20 protein-coding genes are annotated in these 17,697 nt (G+C 65.8%); 9 read left to right on the forward strand and 11 right to left on the reverse strand.

What is annotated here, in order from left to right; genetic code table 11:
* The first annotated feature begins 88 nt into the window (after positions 1–88).
* Positions 89–1,240: an ADP-forming succinate--CoA ligase subunit beta gene (gene sucC, locus ACSC1R_RS13425; RefSeq protein WP_439026240.1), complete on the forward strand. Its 1,152-nt coding sequence runs from the start codon at positions 89–91 to the stop codon at positions 1,238–1,240.
* Positions 1,240–2,109 carry a succinate--CoA ligase subunit alpha gene (gene sucD / locus ACSC1R_RS13430; RefSeq protein WP_439026241.1) on the forward strand — a complete coding sequence of 290 codons (870 nt, stop codon included), beginning with the start codon at positions 1,240–1,242 and terminating at the stop codon, positions 2,107–2,109. The genes sucC and sucD overlap by 1 nt, the downstream gene beginning before the upstream one ends.
* Before the next feature lie 65 nt (positions 2,110–2,174).
* Here sucD and ACSC1R_RS13435 read toward each other — a convergent pair whose 3' ends face one another.
* Positions 2,175–3,773, reverse strand: a complete 1,599-nt coding sequence (locus tag ACSC1R_RS13435; protein WP_439026242.1) for a hypothetical protein — start codon at positions 3,771–3,773, stop codon at positions 2,175–2,177.
* 102 nt (positions 3,774–3,875) lie between these two features.
* On the opposite strand from ACSC1R_RS13435, the gene ACSC1R_RS13440 reads away from it, so the two are divergent.
* Entirely contained in the window at positions 3,876–4,112 is a 237-nt protein-coding gene (locus ACSC1R_RS13440) for a CDGSH iron-sulfur domain-containing protein (protein ID WP_439026243.1), read from the forward strand.
* Here the strand turns inward: ACSC1R_RS13440 and ACSC1R_RS13445 are convergent.
* Both ACSC1R_RS13445 and ACSC1R_RS13450 read right to left on the reverse strand, forming a co-directional pair.
* Positions 4,109–5,839: a hypothetical protein gene (locus tag ACSC1R_RS13445; protein WP_439026244.1), complete on the reverse strand. Its 1,731-nt coding sequence runs from the start codon at positions 5,837–5,839 to the stop codon at positions 4,109–4,111. The genes ACSC1R_RS13440 and ACSC1R_RS13445 overlap by 4 nt on opposite strands.
* Before the next feature lie 158 nt (positions 5,840–5,997).
* Positions 5,998–6,810 (reverse strand): hypothetical protein, encoded by an 813-nt coding sequence (locus ACSC1R_RS13450; protein WP_439026245.1) that lies wholly within the window; start codon positions 6,808–6,810, stop codon positions 5,998–6,000.
* A gap of 131 nt (positions 6,811–6,941) precedes the next feature.
* Here ACSC1R_RS13450 and ACSC1R_RS13455 point away from each other — a divergent pair, with 131 nt between their 5' ends.
* The 3 genes from ACSC1R_RS13455 to rbcL all read left to right on the forward strand — a co-directional run bounded on the left by ACSC1R_RS13455 (position 6,942) and on the right by rbcL (position 10,053).
* Entirely contained in the window at positions 6,942–7,916 is a 975-nt protein-coding gene (locus tag ACSC1R_RS13455) for a Gfo/Idh/MocA family protein (protein WP_439026246.1), read from the forward strand.
* 30 nt (positions 7,917–7,946) lie between these two features.
* Positions 7,947–8,729 carry an HAD-IIA family hydrolase gene (locus ACSC1R_RS13460; protein WP_439026247.1) on the forward strand — a complete coding sequence of 261 codons (783 nt, stop codon included), beginning with the start codon at positions 7,947–7,949 and terminating at the stop codon, positions 8,727–8,729.
* A gap of 64 nt (positions 8,730–8,793) precedes the next feature.
* A complete protein-coding gene (gene rbcL / locus ACSC1R_RS13465) occupies positions 8,794–10,053 on the forward strand; it encodes a type III ribulose-bisphosphate carboxylase (RefSeq protein WP_439026248.1) in 1,260 nt (419 codons plus the stop codon).
* Here the strand turns inward: rbcL and ACSC1R_RS13470 are convergent, their stop codons facing one another.
* Positions 10,054–10,797 (reverse strand): hypothetical protein, encoded by a 744-nt coding sequence (locus tag ACSC1R_RS13470; protein ID WP_439026249.1) that lies wholly within the window; start codon positions 10,795–10,797, stop codon positions 10,054–10,056. It lies immediately after the preceding gene.
* Between the two features lie 123 nt (positions 10,798–10,920).
* On the opposite strand from ACSC1R_RS13470, the gene ACSC1R_RS13475 reads away from it, so the two are divergent.
* Complete coding sequence (locus ACSC1R_RS13475; protein WP_439026250.1) at positions 10,921–11,094, forward strand: hypothetical protein; 174 nt, start codon at positions 10,921–10,923, stop codon at positions 11,092–11,094.
* An 8-nt stretch (positions 11,095–11,102) separates the two neighbouring features.
* Here ACSC1R_RS13475 and ACSC1R_RS13480 read toward each other — a convergent pair whose 3' ends face one another.
* From ACSC1R_RS13480 to ACSC1R_RS13490, 3 genes are all read right to left on the reverse strand, one after another.
* Positions 11,103–11,720, reverse strand: a complete 618-nt coding sequence (locus ACSC1R_RS13480) for a class I SAM-dependent methyltransferase (protein WP_439026251.1) — start codon at positions 11,718–11,720, stop codon at positions 11,103–11,105.
* Positions 11,721–11,899: 179 nt separating this feature from the next.
* Entirely contained in the window at positions 11,900–13,657 is a 1,758-nt protein-coding gene (locus tag ACSC1R_RS13485; RefSeq protein WP_439026252.1) for an acyl-CoA dehydrogenase family protein, read from the reverse strand.
* Between the two features lie 79 nt (positions 13,658–13,736).
* The gene (locus tag ACSC1R_RS13490) at positions 13,737–14,225 is read right to left on the reverse strand and encodes a metal-dependent hydrolase (RefSeq protein WP_439026253.1); all 489 of its coding nucleotides are present in this window, start codon (positions 14,223–14,225) and stop codon (positions 13,737–13,739) included.
* Between the two features lie 110 nt (positions 14,226–14,335).
* On the opposite strand from ACSC1R_RS13490, the gene ACSC1R_RS13495 reads away from it, so the two are divergent.
* Entirely contained in the window at positions 14,336–15,502 is a 1,167-nt protein-coding gene (locus tag ACSC1R_RS13495) for a mechanosensitive ion channel family protein (RefSeq protein ID WP_439026254.1), read from the forward strand.
* A gap of 31 nt (positions 15,503–15,533) precedes the next feature.
* Positions 15,534–15,656, forward strand: coding sequence for a hypothetical protein (locus ACSC1R_RS13500; RefSeq protein WP_439026255.1), 123 nt, complete (start codon positions 15,534–15,536; stop codon positions 15,654–15,656).
* Here the strand turns inward: ACSC1R_RS13500 and ACSC1R_RS13505 are convergent, their stop codons facing one another.
* The 4 genes from ACSC1R_RS13505 to ACSC1R_RS13520 all read right to left on the reverse strand — a co-directional run bounded on the left by ACSC1R_RS13505 (position 15,657) and on the right by ACSC1R_RS13520 (position 17,668).
* Positions 15,657–16,067, reverse strand: coding sequence for a plastocyanin/azurin family copper-binding protein (locus ACSC1R_RS13505; RefSeq protein ID WP_439026256.1), 411 nt, complete (start codon positions 16,065–16,067; stop codon positions 15,657–15,659). It abuts the gene before it with no gap.
* 73 nt (positions 16,068–16,140) lie between these two features.
* On the reverse strand, positions 16,141–16,344 hold the full coding sequence (locus ACSC1R_RS13510) for a heavy-metal-associated domain-containing protein (RefSeq protein ID WP_439026257.1): 204 nt from the start codon (positions 16,342–16,344) through the stop codon (positions 16,141–16,143).
* Between the two features lie 52 nt (positions 16,345–16,396).
* Positions 16,397–16,876, reverse strand: a complete 480-nt coding sequence (locus ACSC1R_RS13515; protein WP_439026258.1) for an Lrp/AsnC family transcriptional regulator — start codon at positions 16,874–16,876, stop codon at positions 16,397–16,399.
* 219 nt (positions 16,877–17,095) lie between these two features.
* Positions 17,096–17,668 (reverse strand): peroxidase-related enzyme, encoded by a 573-nt coding sequence (locus tag ACSC1R_RS13520; protein ID WP_439026259.1) that lies wholly within the window; start codon positions 17,666–17,668, stop codon positions 17,096–17,098.
* Between the last annotated feature and the right edge of the window lie 29 nt (positions 17,669–17,697).

Here is a 17,697-nt window from a genome sequence, read left to right on the forward strand (position 1 = left end):
CGATGGCCGCCGGTTCGCGTCGGTCTACCGGCAAGTGAACGAGCGAATCGGCGGGATTTAAGCGGCCCCGGGAAGGGTATCCGAACGCATGAAACTTCACGAGTACCAGGCGAAGCAGGTCTTCGCCGACGCCGGAATTCCGACGCCGGATTCGACGCTCGCGGACAGCGTCGAGGACGTCGTCGCGGCGGCCGAGGAGATCGGCTATCCGGTCGCTGTCAAGGCGCAGGTACAGGTGGGAGGTCGAGGAAAGGCGGGCGGCATCAAGCTCGCCGAGGACGAAGACGAAGCACGAGAGGCCGCGGAGTCCATCCTGGGGATGGACCTCAAGGGCTTCCACGTCGAGAGCGTCCTGGTCGAGGAGGCCGTCGACTTCGTCAACGAACTCTACGTGGGCGTCACGATGGACCGCGGCGAGGGCAAGCCGGTCGCTATGGTCTCGACGAAAGGTGGCGTCGACATCGAACAGGTGGCCGAGGAGGACCCCGACGCCATCGTTCGCGAGCACGTCGACCCCTCCTTCGGGATGCACCCGTACCAGGCCCGCAAGGCCGTCTACGACGCGGGTGTCGAGCGCGACGTCGCCCGTGACGTGGCCTCGGTCCTTCGCACACTGTACACACTCTGGGACGACAAGGACGGCGCCGACGCCGAGATAAATCCCCTCATGATAACGTCCGACCGCGAAGTCATCGCGGCCGACGCCGTCATGAACATCGACGAGGACGCGCTGTTCCGTCAGCCCGAACTCGCCGAGATGGAAGAGGAAGCCGCAGCGGGCGGCGACGAACTCGAGCGCAAGGCCGACGAGTACGGCTTCGACTACGTCCGTCTCGACGGGAACGTCGGCATCATCGGGAACGGTGCCGGCCTCGTCATGACGACGCTCGACCTCGTCGACTACTACGGGGGCAAGCCCGCCAACTTCCTCGACATCGGTGGGGGTGCCAAGGCCGAGCGCGTGACGAACGCACTGGACATGGTGTTCTCCGACGACAACGTCGACGCCGTCGTGTTCAACATCTTCGGTGGCATCACCCGCGGTGACGAGGTCGCCAAGGGTATCAACGAGGCCTTAGAGCAGTTCGACGAGATTCCGAAGCCGGTCGTCGTCCGCCTCGCGGGCACGAACGCCGAGGAAGGCATGGAGATTCTGAACAAGGAACTGGTGACCGTCGAAGCGACGCTCGAAGACGCGGTCCAGCGCACGGTCCAGTTCGCCGAGGAGGTGAACGAATAATGAGTGTACTCGTCGACGACGACAGCAGGGTTATCGTACAGGGCATCACCGGTGGGGAGGGCAAGTTCCACACCGAGCAGATGATGGACTACGGGACGAACGTGGTCGCCGGTGCCGTCCCCGGCAAGGGGGGCGAAGAGGTCAACGGCGTGCCGGTCTACGACACGGTCCACAAGGCCGCCGAGGAGCACGACGCCGATACCTCGGTCATCTTCGTGCCGCCGGCGTTCGCCGCGGACGCCATCTTCGAGGCGCTCGATGCGCCCATCGACCTCGCGGTCGCCATCACGGAGGGCATCCCGACCCAGGACATGGCGAAGGTGAACAAACGCCTCTCCGAGGTCGACACGCGTCTCGTCGGCCCGAACTGCCCCGGCCTCATCACGCCGGGCGAGGCCAAACTGGGCATCCTCCCGGGCAACATCTTCGAGGCCGGCAACGTCGGTCTCGTCTCCCGGTCCGGGACCCTGACCTACCAGGTCGTCTCCAACCTGACCGAGCGCGGTATCGGCCAGACCACCGCCATCGGTATCGGCGGCGACCCCATCATCGGGACGGACTTCATCGACGCGCTCGAACTGTTCGAGAACGACCCCGACACCGAGGCCATCGTCATGTGCGGTGAGATCGGTGGCGAGGACGAGGAAGAGGCCGCGGCCTACATCGACGAACACGTCGACACGCCGGTCGCCGGCTTCATCGCGGGCCGCACCGCCCCGCCGGGCAAGCGCATGGGGCACGCTGGGGCCATCGTCTCCGGCTCCGGGACGGGTACCGCCCAGTCCAAAATCGACGCCCTCAACGACGCGGGCGTCCCGGTCGGCGACACCCCCGAGGAAGTCGCGGACCACATCGAGAGCTTCCTGTAAGCTCGCGACCTCTCGTTTCGATTTTTCTCGCGGAGAACTGGAAGTCGAGGACGGGCGACCGTCGCTCAGAACAGTCCGCGGAGCCACGCCGTGAACCGACCGACGAGCCCTGGCTTCGATTCGTCGGCCTCGTCGTGGTCTGGGTTACTGCTCACCGGTGTCGTCTCGGCCTCGTCCCCAGCAGCCATCGCGGGGCCACCGAGGTTTCCTGCCAGCGGGCCGTCGGTGTTCGTCTCGCCGTCGCTCAGGTCCGGTTCCTCGAAGTCGCCGATGTCGAGGTCGACATCGGAGATGGACGGGCTGTCTTCGGGGGCTTCCTCGCTGTCGGGGGTCGACTCCATCCCGGGTGCTGGCTCGCTCTCGGGGGTCGACGCCGGTTCCACGGAATCGGCACCCGTGGTCGCATCCGCGGACACTCCGTCGGCCACGTCTGCTTCCACAGCATCGTCGTCGGTGGCTTCCTCCTCGTTCTCACCGACTTCTGCCGCTCCGTCGTCGGACGCCGCGTCGTCCGATGTCTTCGACGGTCCGACTTCGGCTGCCGCCGCGGCGAGGTCTGCGACCCGTGCGGCCGCGTCCGGGTCTGGACCTCCGCTTTCGCCCGCGACGTCCGCTTCGGCCGCCGGCGAATCCGCGACCCCTGTTTCGTCCTCGGCGGTCAGTTCGGGACCGTCGGACTCTGCCGAGGACCGGGTCTCCTCGTCCGCATCGTCGAACACGTCGTCGACACCCCCCTGCACAACCTCGGTCCGAGGACCACCGCCGACGAGTCGGTCGCTGGGACCTGCGTCGGCTGTGCCCGCCTCGCTGTCGTCGCTCCCGCCGGAGGTGGTTGCAGTGTCACGCTTCGTGGACGCTGGGGAATCGGACGATTCGCCGCCCTCGATGGCCTCGAACACGTCGTCGACGCTCTCGCCGACCACCGTCTTGGGGCCGGCCGTCCCAGACGAATCCTCGTCCAGCGGGCGCGAGGACCGGTGGACCCGCGGCCCAGTTCCGAAAGACTCCGCGAACGCGTCGCCGGCCAGCCCGGCGAGTTCGCCCTCGCGGTCGTCGTCACCGTCGGGGCCCTCGGCGAAGTCGGCTGGCTGGTCGGCCGCGAGGAGTGGTCGGCGGAAGACGCGGATTCGCTCGCCGTAGCGGTCCCGGAGCGCCCGCAGGTCCTCCTCGGAGAGCAGGACGAACCGCCAGCGGCCATCTGTCTCCGTCAACAGGACGAACGACAACCCGTCGAGAAGTGACTCGACGGCGTCGACCAGTGCGGGATAGTTCGTCGGACCGAGGGGGTGGTCCGGGTAGTCGAACGTGCTGAAGCGGGACTCGCCAGCGGGGTCGGTCACGGTGAGTTCGAGCGGGTCCGTCCCGTCGACGGTCAGGTCCCAGTCGACGTCTGCCAGCACCGCGGCGAGTGAGTCGACGTGGTCCTCAGTCTCCCGGTCGGCGTCGATGCCGCGGGTCGAATCGGCGAGTGCGTCGTGGGTGTGGTCGTACATCGCCTGTTCGGTCACTGCCTCCAGGGCGTCGTCGAGTTGGTCGACGAGGTCCCCACCGTCGGGCGTGTCGTCGAGACCGTGTCGGCTGCGGATGTCGGCCTCGGTCAGGCCGAACCCGCGGAGCACCTCGACGTACTCCGACAGTCGGTCACTCCGGTCGCGGTCGGTCATCGATTGGTTGCCTATCACGCCCCCTGGATATTAACCGTTCGTAGTCACCAACAGCGCGGCGGCGGGACAACTGCTATCACCCTCGGCGGCGGCCGTGCAGGTATGGCTCGTGAAGTGACACACACGGAAGACCGGCCGTACAAGCTCACGCCCGAGGACATCCACGACGAGAAAGGTGACGTCGCCATCTGCCAGTGTGGGCTCTCCGCGAATCGACCGTTCTGTGACGGCTCGCACCGCGCCACCCACGACGAAGAAGACGACGTCCGGTACAAGTACGAGAACGACGACGACGAGCGGAACCGACGCGAAATCGACCGAATCGTCTTTCGCGACTAGAAGAGGCCCTTTATCGCGCCCACGATTCTGCCGACGAGCCCCTTCGACTCCGACGACTCCGCGGACGCCGTCGTCGACGAGTCGCCCGCGGCCGGTTCCGAATCGTTGCTCGTCGCTCCCGCCGATTCGGGTTCGTCGGTGTCGCTCCCGAAGGTGACCGGTTCGGGTTCTCGCGTGGGCTCGGACTCTCGCGTCGGCTCGGGTTCCGTACTGGACTCCTGGGCCGGTTCTGGCTCGGACTCCTGGGCCGGGGCGGAGTCTGCGGCCGGTGCTGGTTCCGGCTCGACAGCCGTCGTGGGTTCTGGCTCCGAAGTGGATTCGGGAGCCGGTTCTGGCTCGGATTCAGAAGCAGGCTCCGGCATCGGCTCCCGTTCCGGGGTGGACTCCGTCTCCGATATAGCCGACGCTTCGGACGACCCTGGCTCTGGGGCTTCTTCGGCGGGGGAGTCCATCTCGACTGGCTCCGCCGCCGGTTCCGGCTCACCGGAGTCTGGCGACCCGGGTTGCAGGTCGGGGTCGTCCTCGACGGGTTCCGGGTCGGCCATCACGAACCCAGACTCCGCCTCCGACTCGTCCGTCTCCGGTTCTGGTGTCGTCGCCGGTTCCGGGTCTGGTTCGGGGGCAGAGTCGGGGTCCTGCTCAGATACCGGGCCGGGCTGTGTGTCGATGTCGGCCGAGCCCGTCCCGGCTGGCTCAGACGCCGTGTCTGGGTCCGATGTGGACGCGGCCGCGGGTTCTGGTTCCGATTCCACGGGTCGCTCGCTCGCCGCGGAGCCTGTTTCCGAGAGGAGGTCCCGGACGCTCTTGCCGGTCGACTGGACTTCGACACCGGTCTCGCCGCTCGGGTCGGCAGCGGCTTCCATCTCGGAGAAGATAGAGTCGAGTGCCGAATCGGCATCGGCAGCGTCCGCCGCTTCTGGTTCTGCCGCCGTCGCCTCGTCTTCACCGTCGAGGTCGACGTCGCTCAGGTCGGCCATCCCGTCCCCGAGCCAGCCCTCCGTCGACTCGTCGACCCCGATGTCGCCGCTGCTCTCGTCTGCTGTCGCCGCCCCACCGGCCTCGGCCGCCGTCACCTGCTCGTCGGTGCCACCGGTCGTCCCAGAGTTGGCAATCGTGGCGGCGAACTCGGCGGGTCGGTGCTCGTGCAAGAGCGCCTCGCCGAAGGCCTCGATACCGTCTCCGTAGTGCGATTCGAGTGCCTCGAGTCGCCTGGATTCGAACAGGACGAACCGCCAGCGGTCGTCGGCCCAGTTCGAGAGCATCGCGAACGTGAGCGGGACACCGTCGAGGAGTCCGTCTTCGACGGCGGCGATGAGCGCTGGGTAGTTGTTCGTCCCGAGGGGTGTGTCGGGATAGGTGAACGTCGTCGTCCGGACGTTGCCGTTCGGGTCCTCGAGGGCGATCTGGAACGGTTGCGTGGGGGTGGCCCCGGAGTCGATGCGGTTCCCGGCACCGTCGAGAAAGTGGACGTGGAAGCCGTAGGCGTCGAACACCGTCTCGAGTTGCTGTGGAACCACCCGGTCCGGATACTCGCGGGGTGCGTCGATACCCCTGCTCGACGCAGCCAGCACCCGGTGGGTCTGGTCGTACAGGTTCCGCGGCGTGAACTCCTCGTCGTATCCCCTCTCGACGACGGCCGCCACCGAGACGTCGTCGGGTGGGTCGCTGACCCCGTAGACCTCACAGATCTCTTCGTCAGATAACCCACACCGCTTCAGAACAGTCACGTGATGTGAGATGAGATCCTGGGAAGTAACCATACGCCATCTCACCAGTCTGTCACCCTTAGGCGTATCGGCCGTTCCGGTGGCTGATTCGGCCGCCCGCAAGCGGCGACGAACAGGTCGTATCGTCGGGGTGAACTGTCTGCTGTGCTGTCGTCAGTTCAACTCGAGAGGATAGACCGAATCTTGCTGGCGAGGCCACCCGAACTCCCGTCGTCGTCTGTGTCGTCGTCGGCCTCGTCGTCCTCGCTGCTCGCGTCGGCGGTGTCTGCCTCGTCGCGGTCGTCGGCCTCCGGGGGGTCGTCGAAGGTCGCATCGAGCGCGGAGCGGGTGTCGAGTGACGGGTCTGATTCGGCAGCGTCAGTGGGTTCGGCGGGTTCGGCGGCGTCAGTCGGGGCCGACTCGGCGTCGTGGGTCGGCTCCGCCGGTTCCGCGTCGACGGACCCGGCTTCGGTTCCGGAGTCGTGGTCGGGTGTGGAATCGCTAGTGGCTGGCTCAGCGTCACTGGCGGCTGGTTCGGCGGGAGCCGGTCCGGATTCTTCGGGGGAGCTGTCGAAGAGAGATGCGACTTCGTCTTCGGGGTCTGCGTCGTCGTCCGCCGTCTCGACCCAGAGGAACCCGTCGGCCTTCGTGCGGCCGGAGAGCAACAGGTCGTCGAGCAGGTCGTCGTCGGCCGCGATGGCGTCGTCGACCTCGTCCATCGGTTCGACCGCCTCGTCTGCGCTCGCGATTATCTCCTCGGGTGTTTCGTCGGACAGTTCGGCGTATCCGTCGTCGGAGTCGACGGTCGCGGCGTGGTCGGCGCTGAGTTGCTGGAACAACTCGCCTGCGGTCACGTCTTCGATGTCGTCCGACTCGGTCGGGTTCTCGGGTTCCGTCGTCGGTTCGCTCTCGCCTGCTGGCTCGGCGTCAGGGTCTGCGAAGAGCTCGTCCATGTCGAGTGACGAACCGGTGTCCAGCGTACTGTTGGTCATCGAGGGGTTAGTACGTAAACTCGTACCACACCCAGTTAAATTTTTACTATTATTCCACCTAATTTGTTGGGTTCTAGCAACCAGTTGCGGCTGTCATCGGAACTTTACGAGTCCGATGAGAGCGAACGACCATGCGATTCGGAATCCTCTCCACCGCGAACATCGGACTGAAGTCGGTCGTCCCGGCCATCCAGGCCTCCGAGCACGAGGTCGTCGCTATCGCGTCCCGCGATGTCGACCGCGCCGAAACGGTCGCACAGGCGAACGACATCCCCGCGGCGTACGGGAGCTATCAGGCCCTACTCGACGAGGCCGCCGTCGACGCGGTGTACGTTCCCTTGCCGAACTCGTTCCACGCCGAGTGGGTCCGGAAGGCGGCCGACGCCGGGCACGACGTCCTCTGTGAGAAACCACTCGCGGTCGACGCCGCGGAGGCCCGTACCCTCGGGGACTACTGCGAGGACGCCGGGGTGACACTGATGGAGGCGTTCATGTATCGCTACCACCCGCGGACGGAACGGGCGGCCGAAATCGTGACCGGGGAACTCGACCAGGTTCGGAGTGCCTTCGCCACGTTCCAGTTCCCGCTCAGGGGTCGACCGGACGACATCCGACTGAACCCGGAACTCGCTGGCGGAAGCCTGATGGACGTCGGCTGCTACGCAGTGAGCGCCGTCAGGACGTTATTGGGCGAACCCGAGGCGGTTTCGGCGCGGACACTCGACACCCGCGACTGCGGCGTGGACACACACCTCACTGGCAGGCTCGACTACCCCGACGCCACCGCCCAGATTTCGAGTAGCTTCGACACCCAGTTGGTCCAGCGCTACCGCGTCGAAGCCGAGAACGGCTGGCTCGAGGTCGAAGACGCGTTCAACCCGTCTAGCCCCGGGGAAGTCACGCTTTCGTGGGCGGTCGACGGCCGCGAAGTCACCGAGTCGTTCGACAGGACCGACCAGTACCGACTGCAGGTCGAACACTTCGCCGACTGTGTGGAGTCTGGCACACAGCCGCGAACAGACGCCGCCGAGGCGACGGCGAACATGCGCGTCATCGACGGACTGTACGAGAGCGCAGACACCGGCGAGACGGTCCGGCTGGACTGAACTCATTACCGTCGGGTGCCGAGTAGAACCATGGCACGGTTCGACGGCGCGATTCTCGACGTGGACGGGACGGTGTTGCGAGGCACCCGGGCGATTCCGGGAGCGGTCGGCGGCGTGCAGGCGTTACGCGACGCGGGCCTCTCGCTGGTCTTCTTCTCGAACAACCCGACGAAGTTCCCGGCCGCCTACGCGAAGCGACTCACCGACGCGGGGGTCGAAGCGAGCACGGCTGAGGTACTGACCTCGGGAACCGTCACCGCCGAGTACCTCGCGCGAAACCACACCCACGAGACGTTCTTCGTCATCGGTGAGGACGGTCTCCGCGAGCAGTTGCGCGACCTGGACCTCGAACTCACCGACGACTACACCGTCGCCGACACGGTCGTCGCCTCTATCGACCGTGAGTTCACCTACGACGACCTGAAGACTGCACTCTGGGCGCTCTCGGACGACTCGGTCGGGTTCGTCGGCACTGACCCGGACCGGGTCGTCCCCGCTGCGGACCACTTCATCCCCGGCTCTGGGGCCATCATCAACGCCGTGGCGGACGTGGCAGGGCGGGAGCCAGAGGCCGTGCTCGGGAAACCGCACGCGGCGGCACGAGAGGCGGCACTCGTCCGACTCGGCGTCGAACCCGAACGGTGCCTCGTCGTCGGTGACCGTCTCGACACCGACATCGCCCTGGGGGAGAACGCAGGCATGACCACGGTGCTGGTGCTGTCGGGTGTGACGACGCGGGCACAGGTCGAACGGAGCGAGCACGACCCGGATTATGTGGTCGATTCGCTGTCAGCTATCTCCCGACTGCTCTGAGTAGGGAAAATCGCTAGCCTGGGCAACGACCAAGTAGTCTGCGGGTAAATAGTACGAACTCACCATGACTGGAATCGAATACGACGACTTCCTCGACCTCGACTACACCCCGACCGACACCGACCTGCTGTGTGAGTTCACTATCGCCCCCGCCGAGGGGATGTCGTGGGAGGCCGCGGCCTCCCGCGTCGCCAGCGAGTCCTCGAACGGGACGTGGGCCGCCCTCCACGTCGACGAGGCAGAACTGACAGACCTCTCGGCCGTGGCCTACGACATCGCCGAGGACGAGGGGACCATCATGGTCGCGTACCCCGCTGACCTGTTCGAGCAGGGCTCGATGCCCCAGATCCTCTCCTGCATCGCCGGGAACATCATGGGCATGAAGGCGGTCGACTCAATCCGACTGGCCGACTGCGAGTGGCCCGAGCAGACCGTCTCTGGGTTCCGCGGGCCGCAGTACGGGAGTTCGGTCGCCACCGAGAAACTCGACGCCGGCGACCGACCGGTCCTCGCGACCGTCCCCAAGCCCAAGGTCGGGCTCTCGACGAAGGCCCACGTCGACATCGCCGAGCAGGCCTGGCGCGGCGGCGTCGACCTCCTCAAGGACGACGAGAACCTGACCGACCAGGAGTTCAACCCCTTCGAGGAGCGCGTCGAGCAGTCCCTCGCGAAGGCCCGCGAACTCACCGAGGAGACCGGCGAAATGAAGGACTATCTCGTGAACATCACCGCCGAGACCGACGAGATGATTCGTCGGGCTGAGTTCGTCGAGGAGCAAGGCGGCGGCTTCGTGATGGTCGACGTGGTCACCGCGGGCTGGGCGTCAGTCCAGACCGTTCGCGAACACTGCGAGGACCTCGACCTCGCCATCCACGCTCACCGGGCGATGCACGCCGCCTTCGACCGCATGGAACACCACGGCGTCTCGATGCGCGTCATCGCACAGGTCGCCCGGATCTGCGGTGTCGACCACATCCACACCGGGACGGCGGGGCTTGGCAAACTCGCCAACGAGGACACGCCGGGCATCAACGCGTGGCTCACGTCCGACCTGTACGGGATGAACGACGTGCTCCCGGTCGCCTCCGGCGGCCTCCACCCCGGCGTCATCGACTCGCTCATCGACGCACTCGGAACCGATATCTGCATCCAGGCCGGTGGCGGCATCCACGGTCATCCCGGCGGGACCGAAGCCGGGGCGCGAGCACTTCGTCAGTCAGTGGAGGCGAGTATGCAGGACGTCGACCTGGAGGAGTACGCGGCCGACGGCCACGACGAGCTGCAGACCGCGCTGGAGAAGTGGGGGAGCGAGACGCCCCGATAGTCAGCGTCGGGTGAGCAGTGCGACCGACAGGAGGGCGAGGGCGACACTGGCGACGGTGAATCCGGGCGTCGACCCTGAGGAACTGGTCGCTGCGTCCTCACCAGCACCGCCATCGTCGGCATCGCCGGAGCCACCGTCGCCACTGGTCGCGGTCGTGGGCAGGTCGGCAGTCGAGGTCACGTCGGTGGTCGTCGCCGACTCGTCACCGGACCCACTCGTGGTCGATTCGCCACCGCGAAGTTGCGTCGCGATGGTCTGGGCTTTCTCCTTCGACTGTGCGGCGAGGACGAACTGCGGGTCGTCCTCGAAGTCACCGGACTCCATCGCAGAGGCGAGCTCCGGCGCCAGCGACGCTGCGAACGTCACCTCGCCGTCGACCACTGTCAGCAGGCAGTAACCGGTGTCGTCCTCGGTCGTCTGCCAGCGACAGCTCGAGACTCCTTCGGACGTGAACCCCTGCTCGACGAGGGTCGAGGCGACCGAAGAGCCTGCGTCCGCCGTGAGGGTAACCGGCACCCGGTACATCCCATGTTGCTCCTCGACTGCGCCGACGGCCGCCACGTCCGCCGCGGTCACCAGCGTCGCGTTCTGGTCGCCGTCGTCTGTCGGGTAGTGGGCGACGACGGTGACGTTCGAGTCGTCGGGCTGGGCAGGGGTGGTCGCCGTCGCTGGTGCGACGGTGACTGCGAGACAACCGAGTACCAGCACGCACGATACCAGGAGGGCGCGTCGCCAGGGGTACATATATCAAACAAATAAATGGCTGAATAAATATCTTCGGCAGGCGTCGCCGTACTGTCCCGTGGACGTGCAGGAGCGTCGCACGACCGGGGTGTGACTTTACCCGCTGCGGGTCTGTTCCCTGACATGCGAATCGAGACCGACCCCCCGGTCTGTGAGAACTGCGACGACCTGCGTCACGACGACGTAGAGACCATCGAAGACGTTCCCCAGCTCGACCCCGAGACGTACGAGGTCGGCCCCGGGACGACCGACGTGTACGTCTGCGCTGGCTGCAAGAACGTAATCGGCGTCGAGTAGCCGACTGTTCACTCCGCGACCCGGCGCTCACACAGCGCCACGTGGACGGTCTCACCTAACCCGTCGACCACGTCGCGGGCCCAGACCGTGTCGAAGCCAGCCTCGTCGAGTTCGGCCATGGTCGCTTCCCGGCCCGGCGTGCTCCAGAACATCTCCACGTCTGGTCGGAGCCAGCCCCGGCGAGTTCCCTCGTGGGCCTGCCGGGAGACCGTGAGGATGAGCCGCCCACCCGGCCGGCAGACCCTCGCGAACTCGTCGTACACGGTCTGGTGCTGGGTCCGCGGGACGTGGAAGACGGAGTAGTACGCGACGATACCGTCGACGCTGTCGTCGGCGAGCGGGAGTCGCGTCATGTCGGCCTGCACCGGCCTCGCAGCCGGGACCGACTCGCGGAGGCGGTCGAGTTGTCCCCGCGAGAAATCGAGCCCGAGTACTTCGAACTCGTCGACGAGGTGTGCCGCGGTCCGGCGGCCGTCGCCACACCCCACGTCGAGGATGCGACTGCCCGACCCGAGTGGCTCCGCGAACTCGGTGAACAGGACGGTTTCGGGGCCATCCGCGTTCCGGAAGTCGCCGTAGGCGTCGCCGACCCGGTCCCAGGCGCGGCGGACCGCGTTTCGTTCCATACCGAATCTGGGAGTGCGAGCAGTATCACGGTGCTGCCGACCCAGTCAGGGTCCGTGAGTCCGGGGACGTCGAGCCAGAGTGAAAGTGGTACTGGAAGTACTGAAATCTTGGCTCGAGAGGGCTAACTCGATGTCTTTCACTTCCAGTCCGAGGTCGAAAGCGAACTGCCCTGAGCCCTTCAGTCGTCGGCCGCCGCCGACTCCACGAGTTCCTCGGGGTCGACCGACTCGTACCGGACCACGGAATCGAAGTGCGCCAGGGCGAACCGGTCCCCGCTCGTGATACCCCGGACGTCGTGCTCGCCGAGCTGTCGGTCGACAAAGCGCATGGCGACGAGTGCGAGCCGCGCGTCGTCGTCCTCGTCGAGTTCGGTCTGTGCCTCCGCGAGCAGGAGCGACCCCGTGAACACGTCGAAGATGTAGTCCGCGAGCTCCTTGGCCTGGAGCTGGGCGTACTCGCCGTCTTCGGTTGCGAGGGTCGCCATCGCCGAGCCGAGGTCGGCGGAGGCGTCCTGTATCGTCTCCTTCGTGGCTGCCAGGACGGGATGCTCGGCCGAGTCGAGGTTCGCCTGGATGGTCTCGAGCAGGGGCTCGTGGGCGTCCTCGCGGTCGAGCGCCCGGAGCACGTCGAGTGCGAGGATGTTCGAGGTGCCCTCCCAGATGGGCAGGACCTGCGCGTCCCGGAGCAGCCGATGGGTCACGAAGTCTTTCACGTAGCCGTTTCCACCCAGAATCTCCATGGCATAGCTGGCGGTGTCGACCGACATCCGGGCAGTCCGTGACTTCGCGATGGGGACGAGCACTCGCATCAGACGGTACGCCTCCTCGTCGTCCTCACGTTCGCGTTGATTCAGCACGCGGCCAGCCTCGAAGGTGTACGCGACCGCCGCCTCGTGGTCGACCGCCATGTCCACCAGGTCCCGTTTCATCAGGGGGTACTCCTGGATGGGAGAGCCGAACGCCTCGCGGGTCGCCGCGTGGACCTTCGCCTCCAGCAGGCACCGGCCCATGATGGCGACCGAGGCGGCCGCGTTCGAGAGCCGTTCGAGGTTCAGCATGTCGGTCATGTACGTGAACCCGCGCTCTTCTTCGCCGACGAGGTACCCGGTCGCGCCCCGGAGTTCGACCTCCCCGGTGGGGACCGAGATGGTGCCCAGTTTGTCCTTGAGCCGGCGGTACAGCTGGTCGTTCAGTTCGCCGTCGACGGTGTGCGGGACGAGAAAGAGCGAGAGGCCCCTGGTCCCCTCGGGTGCGTCTGGCGTCCGCGCGAGGACCAGGGTCCCCTCGGCGTCGATGTTCGAGCAGAACCACTTCTCGCCCGTCAGTTCGTACCGGTCGCCCTCGACGTGTTCGGCGACGGTCTCGTTCGCGCCCACGTCGCTCCCGCCTTGCTTCTCGGTGAGGAACATCGCGCCCTCGATGTTCTCGTCGCCGTCGCGGGTCACGAGCTGCTCGTAGTACTCCTGGAGGACGTCGCTCTCGCCGTACTTGTCGAGGACGAGGGCCGTCCCGGCCGTCATCGACACGGGACAGGTGAACCCGGGGTCGGCGTAAGAGAGCAGGTACTCCATGGCGAGGTGGTGGGTCAGGGGGAGCGGGTCGTCGCGGCCGGGTGGCGCCACGAACGAATCGCTGACGATTCCTGCGCCGTAGGCGAGGCGCTCGTTCTCGAACTGTCTGGGGTGGTACTCGACGAAGTTCCTGACCTCGCCGTCGCGGTCGTAAGTGTGGAGGATAGGACCGTGGTCGTCGACGAGGTCGGCGTTGTCCGCGATGGTGTCGCCGACGACCTGACCGAACGACCGCAGTTGCTCGTCGGCCCAGTCGTAGTCGGCTCGTGGTGTGACACGATGCACCTCGCGCTGGACGGTGTGGTCCAGGTCGTAGTAGTTGACGTGTCGGCCGTCCTCGAAGCGGCCGTAGTCGATGGCGTCCATACCGTGTAGGTGTCGCCGACGGCATGAAAAACAGTGTTATAAATAAACTGACTCGAATCGGCGAGGAGAGTCCGGGCGGTCAGGCGACACGGCCGACGACCACCGCGGTGACGACGGTGACGAACACGCCGAGCGCGAGCAACAGCCAGTTGGCGACCCTGTCGTCCGCACGGGTGACGGTCACAGAGAACCGCCGGGAGGAGAGGGGCCAGAGCAGGGGCACACCCGCCGGGGTGAGCACGTCGCCGAGGAGGTGTGCGACGATGCCGAAGGCGCCCATCGCCAGGCCGAACCCGCCGAGCAGCTGTGCGTCGAGTCCGAGACTCGGCGCACCGTAGTAGCAGATGGTACCCACGACACACCCGACGAGCAGCGCGAACAGCAGGGTGTGGGTGGGGCCCCGGTGCTCGATGAACGGGACCTCGTGGTCGTAGTCTGGGAGGCCTGCGAGCGAGAGCACGATTGCCCCACCGAAGAGCGCGAACACGGGCCGGTCGACGAGCAGCATCGCCGCGCCGACGGGGGCGTAGGCGAGAAGCGAGACACCGTAGTGGCCGGTGCGGTACATCGGGTGTGACGAGGGTGGCCCGCGAAATGAAACCCTGGCCTTCGTGGACACGCCCTTCCGGCCCGGGGACACTCGTCGATACTTAAGCGGGTAGGGAGTATATGGATACCATGATTGCCGAACTCACCGAGTTTCTCGGTCGGTTCCCGCTCTGGGAACGGACCATCCTCGTTCTCGGTCTCTCCCTGCTGGCCGCCGTCGTGCTCGAAGTGGGTATCCTCCGGCTGGCGAAGCGGCTCGTCAGTCGAACCGAGAGCAAGATAGACAACATCGTCATCGACGAACTTCGCTGGCCGCTGGTCATCTCTGCCGCACTGGCAGGCGTGTGGGTGTTGACTGCGACGCCCGACGGGTCGACCTCCGTCGCCTTCCAGGAACAGTTGACCGAGTTCTTCGGGAACCCGTCGCTCGCAGTCATCGTCCTGGTCTGGGCACGTGCGCTGAACAACATCGTCAACCGGACCGTCGACGAGGTGAAAGACCACGGTGGTCGGTACGACTTCGCGCCCGTGTTCTCGAACGTCTGGACGCTCGTGGTGCTGGTCGGGGCCGCCGGTGCCATCCTCGCCATCTTCGAGATAGACATCACGCCACTGCTCGGTGCAGCCGGTATCGCCGGCATCGCCATCGGTTTCGCCGCCAAGGACACCGTCGCGAACTTCTTCGGTGGCCTCGCCCTGTACTTCGACGATACGTACAAGATCGGCGATTACATCATCCTCGACACCGGCGATGCCGGCACCGTCGTCCGGGTCGGTATCCGCTCGACCACGCTCTTGACCCGAGACGAGGTGATGGTGACGGTGCCGAACTCGGTCCTCAACTCGGCACGCATCATCAACGAGTCCGCGCCGCAGCGTCGAAAGCGAATCCGCATCCCCATCGGGGTCGCCTACGGCACTGACCTCGACACCTTCGAGGAGATCAGCGTCGAAATCGCCGAATCCGAGACCATGACGCTGGACTCCCCGAAGCCGCGGATGCGGTTCCGGCGGTTCGGTGACTCCGCACTGGAGTACGAACTGCTCTGCTGGGTCGCCAGTCCGAACCGCGAGCAGCGCGCCCGCCACCACATCAACCGCACCCTCTACGCCGCACTGAACGACGCTGACATCGAGATTCCGTTCCCGAAGCGCGACGTGACCGTCACGCTCGCACAGGCGAACGACGAGACCGGGTCGCTGGGGGAGGTGGCCGAGGTGGTCGACGACCTCGGGGACTCGGTCGAGGTGAGCGAGTTCACACCGGTCGCGGCAGACGACGGCGCAGACGAATAGACCGAAGTAGGGGCCGTTCGACGTTCGAAGTATGCTCTCGGTACTCGGTGACGTCTACGAGGTGTTCGGGCCGTTTCTCATCCCGGCCACCCTGTTCGCACTGGGCGTCCTCTTCTACGCCGTCATGGTCTACCTGAACCAGATTCGGCTCTGATTACTCCTCGACGACGACGGTCCCGACCATCCCTACGTTCCGGTGGGGGGAGCAGTAGTACTCGTACGTCCCGGGTACCTCGAAGGTGTACTCGTAGGTGTGGCCCTTGTCGTACACTTTGGTCTCCCCGCCCGCAGTGCCTGGCCAGTCGGCACCGTCTGGCTGGCTCTCGACCACGACGTTGTGGTTGTCCGACTCCCACTGCCAGGTGACCGTCTCGCCGGTCGAGACCGTTATCTCCTCGGGGGTGAAGACGAAATTGCCACCGGGACCGACGGCGACGGTCCCGGGCTCCTGTGTCGCGGTGTTCCCGCCATCGTCACCGTCACCCAGACAACCGGCGAGAGCGACCGGGAGTGTAGCGGCACTGGCGCGAAGCAGGCGACGACGGAAGAGAGACTTGCCTGTCATCACCGTGAACTACCTGCCAGAGAAACAAATAATCGTCTATCGAGCGGGCGAACGCAGGCCAGTCGGCCGGCGCCTAGTCCACGGTCTCGGCGTCGTACCCTGCCATCTGGACCTTCTCGAGGATCTCGTCGGCGGAGACGTCGCCCTCGACGGTCGCGAGGCGTTCCTCGCTGTCGATATCGACCGTCTCGACACCATCTGCCATCTCGATGGCGGTCTGGACGATCTCCTCGTGCGTGTGGTAGGTCATGTCGCTGACGCGGATGCGCGTCGTCATGGGAGACACTGTGTCCCGTGTGTATAGAACAGTTTTGGTCGAAACGGTCGGTTCAGCGAACGATTGGCTGTTCGGAGCCGTCAGAGACGTCTGGGTCGGCGACCTGTGGTTGCCACTTGTCCGCAGAGAGGAGGCTGACCTCGTAGCTCTCGACGAACTCGAGGTCGACGGCGCCCGCGAGCAGGTCACGGACCTCGCCGCGTGCGACGTTCGCTTTGAGGACGATACGCGAGTCGGCAGTCAGGTAGGCGTGGTCGACGTCTTCGAGGTCGGCGAACCGTTCGAGGACGCCGTCTTCCACGGTCGGGCAGAGGTCGACCTCGGCGAGGACGGCGACGCCGTCGCTGAGTTTGTCCGTGTCGATGTCGATGGTGAACCGTCGGATGATACCCATCGAACGCAGTCGCTCGATTCGGTCGGAAACGGTCGGCGGGGAGACGCCAACTACCTCTGCGATGTCGCTGTACGTCCTGCTGGCGTCTTCGAGGAGGAGCCGGAGGATGTTCAGGTCGGTGTCGTCCAGGTCTCGCATGTCAGAGCTTGGTGTATTCACCACCATACATTTTTCGACATTGTTTGAGAGAAGAAAACACATGATTTAATCGTGTTTACTGGTGGCAACCGTCTGTGTCGCTCGGTTTTGTCGACGGACCCAACCCGATAGTACTATCGAGTGGTATTCGGTGCCTCGCGCTTCCCACGTTCGAATCAGACGGGGAGAACGTTCAGTGGCGACCGTTCGGCCGGTCGGTCACCGCCCGAGCGTGTGGAACTCTGCGTTGGGTCGCATGTCCGCGAGGTGGGCCATGCGGTTCGAGAGGTTGAAGAAGGACGCGACACTCCCGATGTCCCAGATGGCCCGCTGTGAGAATCCGTGGTTTCGGAGGCGTTCGAAGTCGTCCTCGCCGACCTCGGCTGGGGATTCAGTGAGCTTCACCGCGAAATCGAGCATCGCGAGGTGGGCGTCGTTCAGGTCGGCCGCACGGTGGTTCGCGACGAGCTGGTCGGCCAGCAGGGGGTCGTCGGCGTAGATGCGCACGAGTGCGCCGTGGGCGACGTTGCAGTAGTAACAGTCGTTCACGCCGCTGACCGCGACGATTATCATCTCGATCTCCTCGCGTTCGAGTTCGGTGTGGTCGACGAGCGCGTCGTAGTACTGGAAGAACGCCCGGAAGTGTGAGGGTCTGTACGCGTACGCGAGGAAGACGTTCGGGGTAAAGCCCGCTCGTTCCGTCTCCTCGTCGATTCTCGTCTGGAGGTCCTCGGGGAGGTCGTCCACGTCTGGAACGGGGAACCGGGTCATGGCTGGGACGTCGTCGCTCATACGCGAGACGACGACCGCCCGGGGTATGA

The sequence above is a fragment of the Haloarchaeobius ordinarius genome, assembly GCF_051801355.1.
Classification (GTDB): Archaea; Halobacteriota; Halobacteria; order Halobacteriales; family Natrialbaceae; genus Haloarchaeobius.

Coding starts and splice junctions, on each gene's coding strand:
- ACSC1R_RS13470 (WP_439026249.1), bottom strand. CDS start 10,797: ATGTACCCCTGGCGACGCGCCCTCCTGGTATCGTGCGTGCTGGTACTC.
- ACSC1R_RS13475 (WP_439026250.1), top strand. CDS start 10,921: ATGCGAATCGAGACCGACCCCCCGGTCTGTGAGAACTGCGACGACCTG.
- ACSC1R_RS13485 (WP_439026252.1), bottom strand. CDS start 13,657: ATGGACGCCATCGACTACGGCCGCTTCGAGGACGGCCGACACGTCAAC.
- ACSC1R_RS13440 (WP_439026243.1), top strand. CDS start 3,876: ATGGCTCGTGAAGTGACACACACGGAAGACCGGCCGTACAAGCTCACG.
- ACSC1R_RS13495 (WP_439026254.1), top strand. CDS start 14,336: ATGATTGCCGAACTCACCGAGTTTCTCGGTCGGTTCCCGCTCTGGGAA.
- ACSC1R_RS13460 (WP_439026247.1), top strand. CDS start 7,947: ATGGCACGGTTCGACGGCGCGATTCTCGACGTGGACGGGACGGTGTTG.
- ACSC1R_RS13455 (WP_439026246.1), top strand. CDS start 6,942: ATGCGATTCGGAATCCTCTCCACCGCGAACATCGGACTGAAGTCGGTC.
- ACSC1R_RS13505 (WP_439026256.1), bottom strand. CDS start 16,067: ATGACAGGCAAGTCTCTCTTCCGTCGTCGCCTGCTTCGCGCCAGTGCC.
- ACSC1R_RS13515 (WP_439026258.1), bottom strand. CDS start 16,876: ATGCGAGACCTGGACGACACCGACCTGAACATCCTCCGGCTCCTCCTC.
- ACSC1R_RS13510 (WP_439026257.1), bottom strand. CDS start 16,344: ATGACGACGCGCATCCGCGTCAGCGACATGACCTACCACACGCACGAG.
- ACSC1R_RS13450 (WP_439026245.1), bottom strand. CDS start 6,810: ATGACCAACAGTACGCTGGACACCGGTTCGTCACTCGACATGGACGAG.
- ACSC1R_RS13520 (WP_439026259.1), bottom strand. CDS start 17,668: ATGAGCGACGACGTCCCAGCCATGACCCGGTTCCCCGTTCCAGACGTG.
- sucC (WP_439026240.1), top strand. CDS start 89: ATGAAACTTCACGAGTACCAGGCGAAGCAGGTCTTCGCCGACGCCGGA.
- ACSC1R_RS13480 (WP_439026251.1), bottom strand. CDS start 11,720: ATGGAACGAAACGCGGTCCGCCGCGCCTGGGACCGGGTCGGCGACGCC.
- rbcL (WP_439026248.1), top strand. CDS start 8,794: ATGACTGGAATCGAATACGACGACTTCCTCGACCTCGACTACACCCCG.
- ACSC1R_RS13500 (WP_439026255.1), top strand. CDS start 15,534: ATGCTCTCGGTACTCGGTGACGTCTACGAGGTGTTCGGGCCGTTTCTC.
- ACSC1R_RS13435 (WP_439026242.1), bottom strand. CDS start 3,773: ATGACCGACCGCGACCGGAGTGACCGACTGTCGGAGTACGTCGAGGTG.
- sucD (WP_439026241.1), top strand. CDS start 1,240: ATGAGTGTACTCGTCGACGACGACAGCAGGGTTATCGTACAGGGCATC.
- ACSC1R_RS13490 (WP_439026253.1), bottom strand. CDS start 14,225: ATGTACCGCACCGGCCACTACGGTGTCTCGCTTCTCGCCTACGCCCCC.